Annotated in this window: 13 protein-coding genes; 7 read left to right on the forward strand and 6 right to left on the reverse strand. The window is 69.3% G+C overall.

The genetic code is table 11. The features are described from left to right. The first annotated feature begins 94 nt into the window (after window positions 1-94). Together ALI144C_RS18680 and ALI144C_RS18685 are read left to right on the forward strand one after the other, a co-directional pair. Entirely contained in the window at window positions 95-1,951 is a 1,857-nt protein-coding gene (locus ALI144C_RS18680; protein ID WP_076988375.1) for an amylo-alpha-1,6-glucosidase, read from the forward strand. A 91-nt stretch (window positions 1,952-2,042) separates the two neighbouring features. Then, entirely contained in the window at window positions 2,043-3,314 is a 1,272-nt protein-coding gene (locus ALI144C_RS18685) for an FAD-binding oxidoreductase (protein ID WP_076988376.1), read from the forward strand. Here ALI144C_RS18685 and ALI144C_RS18690 read toward each other — a convergent pair. Beyond that, entirely contained in the window at window positions 3,311-4,279 is a 969-nt protein-coding gene (locus tag ALI144C_RS18690; protein ID WP_076988377.1) for an ABC transporter substrate-binding protein, read from the reverse strand. The two genes, ALI144C_RS18685 and ALI144C_RS18690, sit on opposite strands and share 4 nt — an antisense overlap. 129 nt (window positions 4,280-4,408) lie before the next feature. Next, window positions 4,409-5,065: a membrane protein YczE gene (yczE, locus tag ALI144C_RS18695; protein ID WP_076988378.1), complete on the reverse strand. Its 657-nt coding sequence runs from the start codon at window positions 5,063-5,065 to the stop codon at window positions 4,409-4,411. A gap of 60 nt (window positions 5,066-5,125) precedes the next feature. Here yczE and yczR point away from each other — a divergent pair, with 60 nt between their 5' ends. Together yczR and ALI144C_RS18705 are read left to right on the forward strand one after the other, a co-directional pair. Then, the gene (gene yczR, locus ALI144C_RS18700; RefSeq protein WP_237774212.1) at window positions 5,126-6,580 is read left to right on the forward strand and encodes a MocR-like transcription factor YczR; all 1,455 of its coding nucleotides are present in this window, start codon (window positions 5,126-5,128) and stop codon (window positions 6,578-6,580) included. 61 nt (window positions 6,581-6,641) lie between these two features. After that, window positions 6,642-7,580 (forward strand): hypothetical protein, encoded by a 939-nt coding sequence (locus ALI144C_RS18705; RefSeq protein ID WP_076988379.1) that lies wholly within the window; start codon window positions 6,642-6,644, stop codon window positions 7,578-7,580. 85 nt (window positions 7,581-7,665) lie between these two features. On the opposite strand, the gene ALI144C_RS18710 is transcribed toward ALI144C_RS18705, so the two are convergent. The 3 genes from ALI144C_RS18710 to ALI144C_RS18720 all read right to left on the reverse strand — a co-directional run bounded on the left by ALI144C_RS18710 (window position 7,666) and on the right by ALI144C_RS18720 (window position 10,603). Continuing rightward, window positions 7,666-8,298, reverse strand: coding sequence for a DUF6801 domain-containing protein (locus tag ALI144C_RS18710; RefSeq protein ID WP_237774213.1), 633 nt, complete (start codon window positions 8,296-8,298; stop codon window positions 7,666-7,668). 479 nt (window positions 8,299-8,777) lie between these two features. Further along, a complete protein-coding gene (locus tag ALI144C_RS18715) occupies window positions 8,778-9,446 on the reverse strand; it encodes a response regulator (protein WP_076988380.1) in 669 nt (222 codons plus the stop codon). Continuing rightward, window positions 9,443-10,603, reverse strand: coding sequence for a sensor histidine kinase (locus ALI144C_RS18720; RefSeq protein ID WP_076988381.1), 1,161 nt, complete (start codon window positions 10,601-10,603; stop codon window positions 9,443-9,445). Before ALI144C_RS18720 ends, ALI144C_RS18715 begins: the two co-directional genes overlap by 4 nt. Window positions 10,604-10,749: 146 nt before the next feature. On the opposite strand from ALI144C_RS18720, the gene ALI144C_RS18725 reads away from it, so the two are divergent. Next, window positions 10,750-11,493: an ABC transporter ATP-binding protein gene (locus ALI144C_RS18725; RefSeq protein WP_076988382.1), complete on the forward strand. Its 744-nt coding sequence runs from the start codon at window positions 10,750-10,752 to the stop codon at window positions 11,491-11,493. Beyond that, on the forward strand, window positions 11,493-13,889 hold the full coding sequence (locus ALI144C_RS18730; RefSeq protein WP_076988383.1) for an ABC transporter permease: 2,397 nt from the start codon (window positions 11,493-11,495) through the stop codon (window positions 13,887-13,889). Before ALI144C_RS18725 ends, ALI144C_RS18730 begins: the two co-directional genes overlap by 1 nt. A gap of 75 nt (window positions 13,890-13,964) precedes the next feature. Here the strand turns inward: ALI144C_RS18730 and ALI144C_RS18735 are convergent, their stop codons facing one another. After that, the gene (locus tag ALI144C_RS18735; protein ID WP_237774214.1) at window positions 13,965-15,965 is read right to left on the reverse strand and encodes a neutral/alkaline ceramidase; all 2,001 of its coding nucleotides are present in this window, start codon (window positions 15,963-15,965) and stop codon (window positions 13,965-13,967) included. Between the two features lie 161 nt (window positions 15,966-16,126). Between ALI144C_RS18735 and ALI144C_RS18740 the strand changes: the two genes are divergently transcribed. Continuing rightward, window positions 16,127-16,747, forward strand: coding sequence for a pyridoxamine 5'-phosphate oxidase family protein (locus ALI144C_RS18740; protein ID WP_076988385.1), 621 nt, complete (start codon window positions 16,127-16,129; stop codon window positions 16,745-16,747). Window positions 16,748-17,029: the final 282 nt, after the last annotated feature.

A 17,029-nucleotide genomic window follows, 5' to 3' on the forward strand; every position in this document is an offset into this window, starting at 1 on the left:
CCGCGTTCCGCGTTTTGACCGGTCAAAATTGAGCGGTAACTGTTGCTCACGCCACTTGCCGATGTCAAGACCGCTGTGCCCGCGGGGAGGAACTGTGACCGGACCGAGCGCATCCCAGCACACACTCGTCACCGTTCTGGCAGCACCGTCCTTGGTGCTGTCGGACCAGGGTGGTGATCTGCCCTGTGATCTGCCCGGGGGGTCGTGCGGGTGGTTCATCCGGGACAAGCGTGCGCTTTCGGTCGTCCAACTGACGATCGACGACATGCCCCTGGTCACGGTCGGACGCCGTCAGGACCACCCGTCGCGCGTCACCTTCGACGCCGTGGCGCGGGGATCCGCCGGGCAGTGGCGGGATTCGACCGTCCACGTGCGACGCGACCGCGTGCTGGCCGAGTCGGATCTCGTGGAGCGGCTGGAGATCACCAACTTCGGCGGCGACAGCCGGGCGCTGACCGTCACGATGCTCCTGGCCACGGACTTCGCCGGGGTGGACGCCGTGAAGGCGGGCCGCGAGACCGAGTTGGTCGCGCCGACAGCCGACGGGGATGTCCTGCGTTGGCGCGACAACGTGACGTTACGCGCGGAACCTGTTGGGGCGGTGGCGATCGACAACAGTGTGGCGCGGTTGACGTGGCACGTGGAGTTGGCGGCGCGCCAGACATGGCGGCTGGCGCTGACCGCGCACGCGGCGCCCGAACCAGCGGACTTCGCTCAGCTCCCGGTCCAGGTCCGCCCGCGGTGGAACACCGAGCCCGGCGGAATGGCCGGGACGAACCTGGCGGATCTGCGCGCCCTGCTGCTCGCGGACCCGCAGGACCCGGCGGACTCGTACGCGGCGGCCGGAAGCCCCTGGTACCTCACGTTGTTCGGCCGTGACTCGATCTGGGCCGCGCGGCTGCTGCTCCCGCTGGGCACGGACCTCGCGGCGGGCACGCTGCGTGCGCTGGCCCGTCGCCAGGGAACCCGGTACGACCGGGATTCCGAGCAGCAGCCCGGCAAGATCCCGCACGAGCTGCGCACCGGCGCCATCGACACCGGTCAGGTCCGGCTGAGCTCCCGCTACTACGGCACGATAGACGCGACCCCGCTGTGGATCTGTCTGGTGCACGACGCATGGCGCGCGGGCATGCCCGCCGACGAGGTCCGTGCGCTGATGCCGAACCTCGTGGCCGCGATGGGCTGGTTGACCGGCCCGGACGCCGATCCCGACGGCGACGGCCTGATCGAGTACGTGCCGTCGGCGTCCGGTGGCCTGACCCATCAGGGCTGGAAAGACTCCCACGACGCGTTCCTGCACCACGACGGCCGTCACCCGGCGGCGCCGCTGGCGTTGTGCGAGGCCCAGGGCTACGCCTACGCCGCCGCGATCGCCGCCGCCGGCCTGGCACCGGCCTTCGACCTGCCGAATGCTCCACTGTGGACAGAATGGGCGGCGCGGCTGAAGGAGCGGTTCCGTGCGGCCTTCTGGACCGAGGACGCCTCCGGCCGCTACCCGGCGATCGCACTGGACGGCACGAAGACCCCGGTCGACGGCGCCACGTCGAACATGGGCCACCTGCTCGGCACCGGCCTGCTGGACGCGGCGGAAGCGGCGCTCGTCGCCGCACGCCTGGGCGGCTCGGACATGCTCACCCCCTACGGCCTGCGCACGCTGAGCGCGGACAGCCCGACGTACAACCCGTTCAGCTACCACCGCGGATCGATCTGGCCGCACGACACCGCGATCGTGATGACCGGGCTGACCGCGGAAGGCCACCACGACCTGGCGGCCCGGATGGCACGCGGTATCGTCCGGGCCAGCGAGCGGTTCGACGGCCACACGCCCGAGCTGTACGTGGTGTTGGATGGTGCGCCGCTGGCGTATCCCTCCGCGTGCGTCCCACAGGCATGGTCGGCCGCCGCCGTCGTCCGGGCCGCGTGGACACTGGGAACAGGAGTGGAAATCTGACCCAAGCGGGGTGAGTTCCGGGTCGGATTCAGGCAGAATCCCGACGGTCACGGCGGTCAGGCATGGCGATCAGAGCGGTCGAGGGGAAGCGATGAAGACCTTCAACATGGCGGCACCGGTCGACCCGGCCGAAGGAGTGGTCGCGCACACGGTCGCCGACGTCCAGGCCGCGATCAGGCGTGCCGTGTCGAAGGGACTGCGGGTCAGGACGTACACCACCGGGCACGCGTCGGCGACCTACGGGCCGATGCACGACGCGTTGGTGATCCAGACCGACATCGAGGGCGGCGTGCGGGTCGACGTCGACGCGAGGACCGCGCGTATCCCGGCGGGATCGTCGTGGGGCGAGGTCGTGGCCGCGACGAGTCCGCATGGACTGGTCGCTGTGCACGGTACGGCGGCGACTGTCGGTGTCGTCGGGTACATGCTGCGGGGTGGCCTGAGCTTCTACAGCCGCATGTTCGGGCTCGCGCCGAACTCGATCCGCTCGATCGACCTGGTCACCGCCGACGGTGAACCGCGGACGGCGGACGGCGAGCTGTTCTGGGCGCTGCGGGGCGGCGGTGGTGGGTTCGGCGTCGTGACGGCGGTGGAGATCGACCTGTTCCCGGTGTCGTCGGTGATCACCGGCGCGTCGTTCTGGCCGGTGGCCGAGGCCGGCCGGATCGTGAAGCTGTGGCGTGACTGGGCCAAGGACGCGCCCGACACCGTGACCACGTCGTTGCGGCTGATGAACATCGCCCCCGGGCCCGGCAAGCCGGAGCCGATCACGTCCGGCCAGGTGGTCTGCGTCGACGGGGCGATCATCGGCGACACGGCCGAGTCGCGGTCCATCCGTGACAGCCTGCTCGGACCGCTCGGCGAGCCGGTGCACGACACGTGGCACGCGGCGGGCCCGGAGGCGGTCCTGGCCACGCACATGGACCCGCCGAACCCGGTCAAGTCGTTCGGCGACCACATGCTGTTGAACGACGTCGACGCGGACACCTTCGTCGCCGCGGCGGGCTCAGGGTCGCCGTTGCTGTCGGCGGAGTTGCGTCAGCTCGGCGGCGCGATCGGCCGCCCGCACCCGGAGGGCGGGGTGCTCGACCACGTCGCCGAGCCGTTGCTGTACCAGTGTGTGGGGTCGGCGGCGGATCCGGCGACGACCGAGGCGGGCAGGCGGCGTGCCGAGAGGATCAGGGCCGAGCTGGCGCCGTGGGACACCGGCCGCACGGTTCCCAGTTTCGTCGGCAGCCACCTGCAGCCGCAGGGACACCTGGACGCCGAACAGGTCGTCGCGGTCGACCGGATCAGGCAGCAGGTGGACCCGACCGGCCTGTTCCGCGGCGACATCTGTCCGAACGCGACCGTCGCGACCTAGGGTGCGTTGACGAAACTCGCGTCGAAGACGCCGTCCAGCGACGGTTGCCGTTCGGTCAAACCGGTCCGCTGCATGAAGTCGGCGACCTGGGTCGCCTCACGGTGCAGTCGCAGGCTGCCGAACGCCTCCTTGTTCTGCTGCTTGGTCAGGAACGTGGTGCCCGGCTGGTAGGCGCGGTAGGTCTGCGGGCTGACGCCCGCGCGCCGAGCCATGATCGCGGTCGCCTCGTCCGGGTTCCGCGCGATCCAGCCCAGTGTCTCGAACCACGTGTTCACGATGCGCTGCACCAGGTCCGGTCGCAGCCGGGCCAGCTGGGAGCGGACCACCAGGGTGTCCGGGATCGAGCTGGGGAACTCCGCCGAGCTGGTCAGCCGGGTGCTGCCGGGCCGTGCCAGCGCGGTCGTGGTGTACGGCGCCCACGCGCCGACCGCGTCGACCTGGCCCGCGGCGAACACCGCCGCGGCGGAGTGGGTCATGGTCGACACGACCTGGATGTCGCCTTCGTGCAGCTTGGCCCGGTGGAGCGCCAGCAGGAGCAGGTAGTGGTCGACCGTGCCCTTCTCGACGGCCACCGTCTTGCCCTTGAGGTCACGCACGCTGGTGATCCCGTGCCGCGCGATGATCTGGTCGTTGCCCGTCGAGACGTCGTTGACGAGCACGGTGGTCTGCTGGGCGCCGCCGCTGACCGAGGCGAGCGTGTCGTTGAGCGTCTGGCTGTTGGCGTCGATCGCGCCCGTGGTCAGCGCGGTGAGGCTGTCGGTGTAGCTGTCGAAGAACTTCAGATCGACGTCCACCCCGTTCACCGCGAAGAACCCCTTCTCGGCGGCGACCTGCCACGGCATCCAGCCCGGCCACGCGGTGAACCCCAGGGTGACCTTCGTCGGGACGGCCGGTGGCCCGCCGCACGACGACACGCCGAGCAGCCCCACGACAGACACCAGTGCGGCGAGTAACCGTGCTCTCATCTTCCACTCCCAGGCCGAGCAGCCCCCGAATGGGCACAACCTACCTCCAGTGGTGGTGCTGCCGGGCGTCTACGGCTACCCGGAAGCAGCCGCCAAGCGCATCGACAAGGCGATGGACAAGGCCCTGTGTTAGCTCTGCGCCTCTAGGGCACGCGTTCGGGGCACGTCGGCGGACCGCCACGCCACCAGCGGCAACAGCAGTTGGGTGAGTGGTCCGACGGCGAGCGCGTACAGCACGGTGCCGATACCGACCGTGCCGCCGAGCAGCCAGCCCGCACCGAGCACGACGATCTCGATCCCGGTGCGCACCAGGCGGATCGACCAGCCGGTGCGGGCGGCCAGCCCGGTCATCAGCCCGTCGCGCGGGCCGGGTCCGAGGCGGGCGCCGACGTAGACGGCCGTCGCGACGGCGTTCAGCGTGATCCCGCCGACCAGCAGCACGATCTGCCACACGAGCAGGCTCTGGTCGGGCAGGAGGGCCCGGACGACGTCGACGGCGATCGAGATCACGACGATGTTGGCGATGGTGCCGATCCCCGGGCGTTGCCGCAGCGGGATCCACAGCAGCATGACGAACACCGCCACGATCGCCGTGATCACACCGAAGGACAGCCCCGTGCGTTTGTTGAGCCCGTCGGTCAGCACGTCCCACGGGAACAGGCCCATGTGGGAGCGCGACAGCATGGCCATGCTCACGCCGTAGAGGACAAGGCCCGCCAGCAGTTGGCCGGACCGGCGCACGGGAGCCCGGCGGATGCTGACCGGACTGAGATCGACTGATGCCACCAGGGCAGTCTGGGTCAGAGTGGACTGGTGATCCAGAGCCAATGCAGGATAATTGGCCTTGTGACCACGACCATACCGCTGGGTAGCCGGGTGTCCGCCGCGCGATTGGCCATGTTGCTGGGCGAGTGGCGGCGCCACGGCTCACGGCAGGGCGCGGCCGACCTCGCCGCGGCCGTCGAACTGCACGTGCTCGACGGCCAGCTGCCGATCGGGACCCGGCTGCCCGCCGAACGCGAACTGGCCACCGAACTGGGCGTCAGCCGCACGTTGATCGGCGCGGCACTCGACCGTCTGCGCGAGGACGGTGTCGTGGCCAGCCGCCAGGGCGCGGGATCGTGGATCGCGGGCACGGGCACCCGGCGCGCCGAACCCGAGCTCACCGGTGGGAAGGCTCTGATCGACCTGGCGAAGGCCGCACCGCTGGCGCTGCCGGGGATGATGACCGCGGTGGACGCGGCCCGCCAGGACCTGTCGGCGTACCTGGGCGGCAACGGTTACATCCTCGGCGGCCTGCCGGTGCTGCGGGAACGGCTCGCCGAGCGCTACACCGCGCGTGGCCTGCCCACGACGCCGGACCAGGTGATCGTCGTCAACGGCGCGTACTCGGCTTTCGTGCTGTGCCTGCGGATGCTCGCCGGGCCGGGAGACCGCGTGCTGGTCGAGCAGCCGACGTACCCCAATGCGCTCGACGCGCTGCGTGCCGCGCACGCCCAGCCGGTGCCGGTCGCGCTGGACCCGGTCAGTGGATGGGACCTGGCGGGGATCGAGGCGGCGGTCCGCCAGGCGGCACCGCGGTTCGGGTATCTCGTGGTGGACTTCCAGAACCCGACCGGCCTGCGGCTGGCCGCGGACGGACGGGAACGCGTCGCCGGGATCCTCACCCGCAGCCACACCCCGGTGGTCGTCGACGAGTCCCTTGTGGAACTCGACTACGCCGGCGACCCGCTGGACGGGCCGCCGCCGTTCGCGGCCTTCGCCGGTGACCTGACGCTGACCGTGGGCTCCGCGGCGAAGACGTACTGGGGTGGCCTGCGGCTGGGGTGGATCCGCGGTTCGACCGAACTGCTTGACCGGCTGCTGTCGTCGCGGTACGCCATCGACCTCGGCCCGCCGGTGTTCGACCAGCTCGTCCTGGCGGCCATGATGGCACCCGACGGGTACGAGGCGCTGGCCAGGCGGCGGCACGACTTCCGCGGCCAGCGGGACGCACTCGTCGGCGCGCTGCGGGCGCACTGCCCCAGTTGGACGTACGAGGTCCCGTCGGGCGGGCTTTCGTTGTGGTGCAAGCTTCCTGAGCCGATGAGCACGCGGCTGGCGGTGTCCGCCGCGAACCACGGTGTGCAGCTGGCGCCCGGTTCGCGGTTCGGTGTGCACGGCGGTTTGGAGCGCTGGATCCGGTTGCCGTTCGGTCTGCCGTCCGAGCAGTTAGTGGACGCGGTGCGGCGGTTGACGGCCGCCGCGGCGTCGATCAGCGGCTGCGCGGGCGTTCCGGCTGTGGACGTCCCGGTCGTCTGAGACCGTCCTGAGACTCCCATCGGGTTGGCTGCCGGGGACCACCGGCCCTACCATTCGCCCGATGATCACGCGCTGGAAGACCGTTGTCACCGTGCTTGCCCTGCCGCTGAGCCTCGCCGCCTGCTCGGGCGAACCGAGCTCGTCCCCGGGTTCGACTCCGGTTCCGGTCAGCGAAACGAGGAGTCTGCTGGACGCGCTCGGCAAGGTCAAGGCGACCGCCGAGACCCGCGCGTACATCGAGTACGGCAAGCCAGGGGAGACGAAAACCCAGTTACACGCGGGGTACGCGACCATCGCCCCGTACTCGGCGCGGTTGGCCGACCGGCTCAAACTGGACCCGGGGAAGTTCACCGCGGCGTTGACCGTGGGCCAGCCGCCGGACGCGGCGGGCATTCTGTGGGGTGACTACGACACAGCAGCGGTCAACCAGGCGCTCGCCGACGCGAAGATCCGGCGCGAGGACAAGGACGGCGCGGCGGTGTGGACAGTCGGTGAGGACAACAAGGTCCAACTGGACGGACCACTCCGGGAAGCCGCGCCTCCCACCGGTTTCACCAAACTCCATGTGGCCACCGGGTCGTTCGCGTACGCCGGTTCAGCGGCCAGTCTGGCCACGGTGACCGATCCCGGACAGGACACGCTCGCGAAGGACAAGGACGTGCAGGCGCTGGCCGGGTGTCTCAAGGACGTGGTCGCGGCGACGATCGTCCGATCGGAACGCGACCCGATGCCCGCCGCGATCGGCGTGCTGGCCGACGGGACCGAGGCACTGTGCGTGCTCCCGGCCGAGGGCAAGGCCGAAGACGTGCGCGAACAGATCGCGGACAAGGTGGGCACGGGCAAGTCGATCACCGGCCAGCCGTGGCAGGACCTGCTGCCGAACGCCGCCGCCGAGGTCGTCGACGGTCAGCCGCGGACGGTCCGGCTGACCGGGAAACCGCAGCGGCCGGGTCTGCTGTTCAAGGCACTGGCCAACCGCGATCTGCCCCTGCCCCGTTGAGGCGTCTCGTTGACCGCGTCGCGGCACAAGGCCGTGTGGCCGGCCGCGGGGGACCGGCCACACGGTGCTTTGTGCTGGGCGAATCTCAGTGACGGACGGCTTCGCCCGCCGGGGTGATCTCGATGGTCGCCAGCTCGTTGTTCTGGCCGGGGTTCTGCTTGCAGGCCGAGTCGAACTCCTTGAGCGCGGTCAGGCTGCCGTCGGCCTTGCGCGGCACCAGGTGCAGCTTGACGTCGCCGACCGTGATCTTCGCGCTGCCCGGCTGCGAGAACGTGATCGACGGGGTCTCGCCGGTCGCGGTCACGCTGAACTCGCCGCTGGCCGGGATCGGGGTCTTCTCGAGGGTCGCCGGGACCTCCAGCGGCAGTTGGGCTTCCGGTGCGGCGATGTTCGCCTGCGCCAGCGCGGTGCCCTCGAGTGTCTTGGCGCCGACCAGGTTCAGGCCGCCGGTGGCGTTCTTGCCGACCTTGGACACGGTGTTGATCGGCAGCGCGTCGACCGGGGTGCCGACGGGGACGCTCGGCGGGAAGTCGATCCCGATCGTGATCTGGATCGGCTGCCCGCCGATCAGCGGGAACGAGCAGGTGTAGTTCAGCGCCACCTCGGACCGCTCCCCGGCGGCGCTGGTGCCCGCACCGACCAGCATGGCGGACGCCGCGAGCGCGGCGGTGGTGACAGCGGTGAGGGCGACGCGGGCGGACCCGATTCGGTTGGTCACAATCTTCCTCCGAGTATCAGCAAAGACACGAAAACCGCGCGGAACACCGACGGTCCGGCGGCCTTCGCCGAATTGCCGGACGGTTGGGCGTAGCTCGTTCGAAACAGTGCTACCGAAGCGCAAATTATCTGTTACCCCGGGTGTTCGCAAGGCTTCGTTCTGTCGGCATTGCCCGAAGGGGAGAACTTGTCATCCCGCGATATCCGGCCAGGGGGAATTTGGCATGACCGCACAGTCCTGCGATCCTACTCGTGCGTAGCTGTGCGCCGTTCGGGGTAGTGGCTTGCCGCGAGTGGCCGTCTGATGCGTCGCTGCGTGGTTCGAGTGTCGCGGTGCGTGTCCCCCGTGCGGGGTAGCCTCCGGCTGGGCGCCGAATTCAATCCCGATTGAATGAACAAGCGCATCAATGCGCGTTGCCCGTCGAACGGCGAATATTCACGAGAGGCATTGGCGGTGGAATGAATTCTGTACCTCGTCGTTCACGTCGAGCTGACAACGCCCGTTCGCCACGCCCACGCGGCGATCTCGACCCGGTTGCGCACGGTGAGTTTGCGCTGCACGTTCGCCAAGTGAGTCTTGACCGTGGCGAGGGTGATGAACAGCTCCGCGGCGACCTCGTCGTTGGTCCTGCCGTGCGCCACCAGCTTCACCACCGCCAGCTCCCGTTCGGTGAGCGGCTCGACCGGCGCCTGCTCCGCTGCGTCCGGCTCGTCCGTGCGGCGGGGAGCCAGGTGCGACAGCAGCCGCACAGTCACCGTCGGGGAGATCAGCGACGCCCCGGTGGCGGCCGCGCGCACCGCTTCCACCAGCAGCGCCGGGGACATGTCCTTGAGCAGGAAGCCACTCGCGCCGTTGCGCAGCGCGCGGTAGACGTACTCGTCGAGGTCGAAGGTCGTGGCGATCAGGACGTTGAGCGGATCGGGGACCTGCGGCCCGGCCAGCAGCCGGGTCGCCTCCAGACCGTCCAGTTCGGGCATCCGGATGTCCAGCAGGCACACGTCCGGCCGCAACCTGCGCGCCTGCTCGACCGCCGCCTCGCCGTCACCGACGGCCGCGACGACCGCCATGTCCGGCTGGGAGTCCAGGATCATCCGGAACGCCGAACGCATCATCTCCTGGTCGTCGGCGATCAGCACACGGATGGTCATGTGGGAGATGATGGCAGGACCGCCGTGACCGCCCAGCCCGCCCCCGTCGGACCGGCGGTCAGCCGCCCGCCGACGGACTCGACCCGCTCGGTCAGCCCCAGCAGCCCGAACCCGCTGCTGGGCATGCCGTTGTCGGCGGCGATCCCGTCGTTCGCCACGGTGATCCGCACGGATCCCGGCTCGTCGCACGCGCTGATCTCGACGTGACTCACCTCCGCCGCGTGCCGCAGGACGTTGGTCAGGGACTCCTGCACGACGTGCTTGGCCGCGTCCAGCGTCTGGTGCGGCAGGGTCCGCCCGGCCAGCTGGTCGTCGATCGACGTGGTCACCGGGGGACCGGCGAAGCTGTCGGCCGCGGTGGCCACCAGCTCACCGAGAGTCTGGTGTGGACGGACCGGCACGGCGCCACCGTTGCCGTCGTCGCGCAGTACGGTGATCATGCCGCGCATCGACACCAACGCCTGCGAACCGGCTTTCTCGATCCCCGCGAGCATGTCGTCGAGCGCCGCGGGCGACGGCGGCAGCCCCGCGGCCGTGGTGAACCGGACCGCCTTGGCCTGCGCGACGATCGCCGTGACGTGGTGTGCCACGAAATCGTGCAGGTCACGGGCGTACTCCAGGCGTTGGGCCTGGCGTGCGAGTTCGAACGAGTCGGCCCGGCGCCGGTCGTGCAGCCGCAGGTACAGGCCCAGCAACGTCATGAACGCCATGCCGAAGAAGATCCCGACGCCCATCGCGGGCAGGTACTCCTCGTTGGACGCGTCCAGCCGCAGCGGCAACAGGCACGCGGCCACGATCAGCAACGCGGCCAGCCAGATCGTCCGCAATGGCCGGTACTGCATGACCACCCGGACCAGCAGCCACGACAGGCCCAGCAGCTCCACCACACCGAAGGTGTTGTCCAGGCGCGGCGAAAGCTGCGTGCCGATGATCGTGTAGGCGATCGACAGCAGGGCGATCCCGCTGACCAGGGCCGTGGGCACGGTCGGCACCAGCAGCGTGGCCACGGGCAGCAGGCCGCAGATCACCACACCGACAGCCCCGGGGACGGTCTCGGCGCTGAGTCCTTCGAACACGACACCCGCCACCGCCACTGCGATGAGCACGGTGAGCACCACGCGTTGTGTCCATGGGAGCCTGTCGAGGATGCCGAGCATGGCGGCAACGCTACGACAGTGCTCCCGGCCCCGGCCTCATTCTTTCGGCTGAGCGGGCCCGTGCTCACTCGCCAGTGTGGCTGATCCGCCGGGGCGACCGTTCGCACCACCATCGTCACCGTCCAGTCCGATGAGGAAGGTGTGTGATGGATCAGCGAACGGTCGCCGTTGCCGATCAGCTCGGCAAGGTCTACGGAACCGGGCAGGCCGCTGTGACGGCGCTGGCGGGCGTGTCGGCACAGTTCCGCCAGCGTGAGTTCACCGCGGTGATGGGACCGTCCGGCTCGGGCAAGTCCACCTTCGTGCACTGCCTGGCCGGGTTGGACACACCCACGTCGGGCAAGGCGCTGATCGGCGGCACCGACCTCGGCTCGCTCACCGAGGCCGGACTCACCCGGCTGCGGCGGGAGAAGATCGGGTTCGTCTTCCAGTCGTTCAACCTGCTGCCGACCCTGACGGCGTGGGAGAACATCGTGCTGCCGCTGTCGTTGGCCGACAAACGCCCGGACAGTGCGTGGACCAAGCAGGTCGTCGACGCGGTCGGCCTGGCGGACCGGCTCACCCACCGGCCGTCGGAACTCTCCGGCGGACAGCAGCAGCGCGTGGCGTGCGCCCGTGCGCTGATCTCCCGGCCGGACATCGTCGTGGCGGACGAGCCGACCGGCAACCTCGACTCCCGCACCGGCGCGCAGATCCTCGGCTTGTTGCAGATGTGCGCGCGTCATTGGGGGCAGACGATCGTCATGGTCACGCATGATCCGATCGCCGCGGGCTACGCCGACCGCGTGCTGTTCCTCGCCGACGGGCGGCTGGTCGACGAGATGGCACACCCCACGCCCGACCGTGTGCTTGACCGGATGCGCCGGTTCGACGCGCAGGCGGTGCGCTGATGCTGCGGATGGCGGTGCGCTCGATCCTCGCCAACAAGACCCGGTTCCTGCTGCCGACCGTGGCGGTGATGCTGGGTGTGGCGTTCGTGTCGGGGGCGTTGCTGTACGGCGCCTCGGTGCAGGCGTCGCTGGACCGGGTGCGACCGGACTTCTCGGTCCAGGTCAGCCCGTACACGATCGACAAGCCCGTGCCCGCCGAACTGGTCGGCGAGCTGCGTGGCGTCGCCGGGGCCGGTGAGGTCCGGCCGGTCGCCGACGGCCGCGCGTTCGTCGTAGGCAAAAACGGCTCGCTCGTCGGGCCACCGGGTCTGGCGGGCGGCGTGAACTTCGACGCGCACCTGGAACTCGTCGCCGGGCAGGCACCGAAGGGCGCGGGTGAGATCGCGGTCGACGACTGGACAGCGGGCCGAGCCGGGTTCAAGGTCGGGGACCAGGTACGTGTCGTCGTGGACGGGAACGTGCGCTCGGTCCGGCTGGCCGGTGTCTTCACCGTGCAGGACGCGCGCGTGGCCCAAGGCGGCACGTTGACGGCGTTCGACGACGCCACCGCGCGTGCCCTGTTCGCCAAGACACCGGACAGCTACACAGCCATCAACCTGACGGCAGCGCCCGGCACGACCGATGCCGCACTGGCCGCCAACGTCCGGGCAGTCGTGTCGAAGGACCTGACGGTCGACACCGCGGCGGAGATCCGCAAGCCGGGCGCCGACAGCAAGCTGACCGAGATCCTGCTGGTGTTCGCCGGTGTCGCGTTGTTCGTGTCGGTTTTCCTGGTGGCCAACACCTTCACCATGCTGTCGGCCGCGCGGGCCCGTGAACACGCCCTGTTGCGGGCGGTCGGCGCCGACCGGCGGTACATCCTGCGCATGGTCCTCGCGGAGGCATTGCTGCTCGGCGTGGTCGCGACGGTCCTCGGCTACCTGCTGGGGATCGGGGGAGCGGCGTCGCTGGACGCGTTGTTCTCGGTCTCCGACGGGCCGCCGATTCCGTTGCAAGTGGTCGGCGTGTGGCCGGTTGTCGCCGCCCTCGGCGTCGGTATCGGTGTGACGGTCGTGGCCGCGTACGTGCCCGCTCGTCGCGCCGCGGCCGTCCCGCCGATCGCGGCGCTGCGGACCGGACTGCCACCGAGCGGGAAGTCGTTGCGCCGCAGGAACGTCACCGGCCTCGTGGTGGCGTTGGCCGGTGCCGCCGCCGTGGCTGGCGGCGCGGAGTCGGCGGACCTGATCTACCTCGGCGCGCCACTGCTGTTGCTGGGGCTGATCATCCTGACACCGCTGTTCAGCGTGTGGCTGACCGCGTTGCTCCGCCGCCCGATGACGCGCATCGCGGGCGTTCGGGGCACGCTCGCGGTGGAGAACACCCGCCGCAACCCGCGGCGAACCGGCACGACAGCGGGCGCGTTGATGATCGGCTTGTCGATCTGCGCGGCGGTGACGGTTCCGATCGCGTCGGTCAACGCCGAGGACGAACGCCGCGCGGACACCGGCGACAGTGCGGACATCCGCGTCACCGCCATCGACTTCGCCGACATCGGCGCGGAAACCGTCGGCAAGATCGCCCAAGTCCCTGGCGTACAAGCGGTGACGCCCCTCACCCCGGTCAGCATCGGCGTCGGCCGGACCTGGCTGGACGCGGCGGGAGTGGACACCGCCACCATCGCGCGGTTCGTGTCCGTCAAGGTGAAGTCGGGCTCACTCGACGGCCTCGCCAACGGAATCGCCGTGAGTGCCAAGGAAGCCGACGTGCACAAGTGGACAGTCGGCACGTCGGTCGCGCCCGGTCTGCCGATCGTGGCGATCTTCGACGCGGCGGAGGGTTTCCGGTACGACGCGCTGGTGAGCGCGTCCCGTGCCGAAACCGGCAGGCAGCCGTCCACGGTCCTGGTGAAGGCGGCACAGGCCGACTCCGTCCGCGCCGGGATCCAGCAGGCTCTGGACAACCCGACGCTGGTCGTGCAGACCCGCGCCGAGTACATCGAGTCGGTCGGCACCCAGTTGGACCTGGTGCTGAACATCCTCTACGCCCTGCTCAGCATCTCGGTGCTGATCGGCGCGTTGTCGGTGGTCAACACGATGACGATATCCACACTGGAACGGACCAGGGAGATCGGCCTGTTGCGCGCGGTCGGTCTCGGCCGCCGCCAGGTCGGCACCATCCTGCGGCTGGAGTCGGTGATCATCGCCGTGCTCGGCGCGGTGGCCGGTCTGCTGGCCGGGTGCGTCGTCGGAGCCGTCGCCGTGGCCGGTCAGGGCGGGATTCCCGTTGTGCTGCCGTGGGGTCGGCTCGGCCTGTTCGTCGTGGTGACCGCCGCGATCGGGATACTGGCCGCGCTGTGGCCCGCCCGGCGAGCCGCGCGGATCCCGATCCTCACCGCGATCCAGTCCGACACGGAGTGAACATCACGGCAAGGGTGGGCGCCGGTCACGCGTGACCGGTGACCGGCGCCCCTCTCCCCCTCCCTAGCCGCCTTCTCAACCCACTGTGAAGGCGGTCGTCGTTCCGGAGAACGACGTGATCGCGCCGGTCCAACCGCTCTTCCAGTCGCCGTTGTGCACGATCCGGTACGCGCCAGCCGGGGTGCCTGCCGGGATCGCCCACGTGATGGTGGCTTCCGAGTTGGCGATGCCGACCCGTTTCCACTCGTACCTGGTCGACCAGTCGCCGTCGTCCGCGTGCCGGGTCCATGTGCCGTTCACGAGCCGCTGCACTTCGAGGAACGTGCCGTTGCGGCGCAGGTTGTTCTTCGGGTGACCGGTGACGAACACAGCGGTGGCCGTCTGCCCGGACTGGTACGACGGCTTCGGCTGCGTGAGCACCTGGCCGAAGCTCTGTGCGGGGTTCTTGTCGTCGAACACCACGCCGGTCTGCAGGTTGATGTCGGTGAACGGTGGCGTACCGGGTGCCGTGCCCGTGGGCACGGTCGTCCCCGCACGCAACGAGGCGGCGAGTTTGCCGAACTCCTGCTGGTAGGCCGGGGTGGTGTTGCGGCCGAACAAGGTCGAGCCGCCCTCGTACTGCTGGAGGTCGTACTCCTCGGGCGTGGTGACGTACTGGCTGTAGTCGTTGGCGTACCCCTGGACCAGGACGTCGGCCAACGGCACCCCGAGTTCCTCCGCGACGCTGCGGCGGATGCGCAGGCCCGCGACGATCGTGACCTCACCGGGCACGGCTACCAGGTGCAGGTGGCCGAGCTTGACGATCTGCACCGGCAGGACGTTCGGGGTCGCCCCGATCAGACCGGTCGGCACGAGCGACGCCTTCGGGTACTGGCAGTCGCGAAGCCAGTGCGGCACAGGCATCTGCAGCGGCTCGAACAGCTTCTTCCACGGGCTCTGCATGCCTTCGGTGAAGCCGGGCAGCGCCGGGCCGTCCTCCACGCTGCCTGCCATGGTCGACGCGCCGACGACGCCTGAGCACGTCGTGGCCGGTTTCCCGTCGGGGGTGTACTTGCCGTCGACGGCGACGTTGGCCATGTCCACGAACCGCATCCGGTAGTCCACCGCGCCGGTGATCTCGGTCTGCGGTCCGTTGTAGACCTCCTGCGCCTTGCGGTTCTGGCGTTCGCCGATGATCCGGGTGTTGTCCACCTCGTTCTCGGTCGGGCCGGAACCGGGTTTGAGGTTGAGGTTCGGTGACATGTCACCGGCGTTCGTGTTCGGGAAGGCGGCGACGAATCCCGGCTTGTTCTCCAGGTACCGCACGCCCTTGTCGTCGTGCTCCCACTGATAGGCCGCGTATCCCTTGTTGTCCGGGCTGATCAACGTGTTCTCGTTGGTCATGGACGTGTTGTGGGTGGCGAACCAGTTGATCGCGCCGACGTCGGTGCCGCCCTGCTTGAGCCGCAACACGGTCATGGCCGGGTCGATCGCGTTCGGGAAGACGGCCTTGTCGGCGGCGGCGTTGGCGTCGAACGCCACTGTGGACCGGTTCACGCTCGCGTTGGTCAGCTCACCTCGCCCGATGGAGAGCGTGCCGGGCTTGAGGTCCTCGTGCGCCTCGACGATCGATTCGACGATGCCGTCGGCTATGGCGTTGAGCGTCTGCGGCTGCGTGCCGAGGATTGAGAGGTTGTAGGCGAGGTTGTGGGAGAAACCGCCGGGGCCCGCGTGCGTGTGCGTGGCCGACAGGAGCACGTTCTGCCTGGTGTACAACTCGCCGTAGCGCGGCTTGAGCTTCGCCAGGACGGCTTCCTGGACAGCGCGGAAGATCATCGCCAGGTCGGCGTTGACGTACACGACCCGCTTGTTCGTGGCCCGGTCGACCACGACGTAGGCGCGGGAGCGCTGGCGCTGGTGGATGCCGGTGGTCTTCTGGTCGAACTTGGAGTAGCCCATCATGCCGTTCTCGGCGGCGGGCCCGGTGACGTCCGAGATGCCCCGGCCGACGAGGTACGGCTGCGGTGCGGCAGCAGCGGGCAGTCCGGTGAACACCATCGCTGCGGCGAGCACTGCCAGCATGCATGGTTTGCGCACCCGTACCTCCTCGTCGAGATGCGAAAGGTTTTCACCTTTCTGGGTACGATAGGTGATGCACGGCACGTGGACAAGACGCAGCGTGATGGCCGGTGTACGCAGCGGCCCTTATGGGCAGAAACACCAGGGCGTCCGCGCGAGGACTTCAGTAGCCTGCGGACGTGGGGATGACTGAGATCAAGACACTGGACGAGCTGGCAGCACTCTCCGGGGAACCGGCCGAGCGGACGCTCTGCAAGCTCAAGGACAAGATCGACGGGCACGCCAGGAACCTGATCGCGCACTCGCCGTTCGTCCTGATCGCGACGGCGTCGGCGGAAGGCACCTGCGACGTCTCACCGCGAGGTGACCCCGCCGGATCCGTGCTGGTGCTCGACGACCACACCCTCGTGCTCGCCGACCGGCCGGGCAACAAGCTGCACGACAGCTTCCGCAACATCATCGAGAACCCGCACGCCGGACTGCTGTTCCTGATCCCGGGCATGAACGAGACGCTCCGGATCAACGGGCGCGCCAAGCTCGTGTCGGACGCGCCTTTCTTCGACGACCTCGTGGTCAAGGGCAAGCGGCCCCAGCTCGCTGTGGTGATCGAGGTCGAGCAGCTCTACATGCACTGCGCCAAGGCTTTCCTGCGGTCCTCGCTGTGGAAGCCGGAGACCTGGCCGGACCGCGCCGAACTGCCCAGCCTCGGCACGATCCTCAAGGACCAGATCGGGTTCGAGCAGACTGTCGTCGAGGCGGACGCCTATTTCGCGGAAAGCAACCGCACCCTCCAGTACTGAGAGTTCCTGGCAAGTTGATCACGTGTGGCGCCTGAAGGTTCATGATCGTTGGTCACGAACGAGCGCGGAAGGTGAGCAGCCGCCATGGATCGTCCCGGACGACCTGTGGGAACAAATCGAGCCACTGTTGCCCCGCTGGGAATACGCGTTGTCCCGGCCAGGCCCAAGCGGCTGACTCTAAATCAACACACAACGGGCTGGTACGTAACCAACACAGTGCACCCAGCGCCGGAAACCGAACCCCTGGCCGGAAACCGCACTCCAACGCAACCAACAGCGCAA

Origin of the sequence: Actinosynnema sp. ALI-1.44, assembly GCF_001984155.1 — a bacterium.
GTDB lineage: Bacteria > Actinomycetota > Actinomycetes > Mycobacteriales > Pseudonocardiaceae > Kibdelosporangium.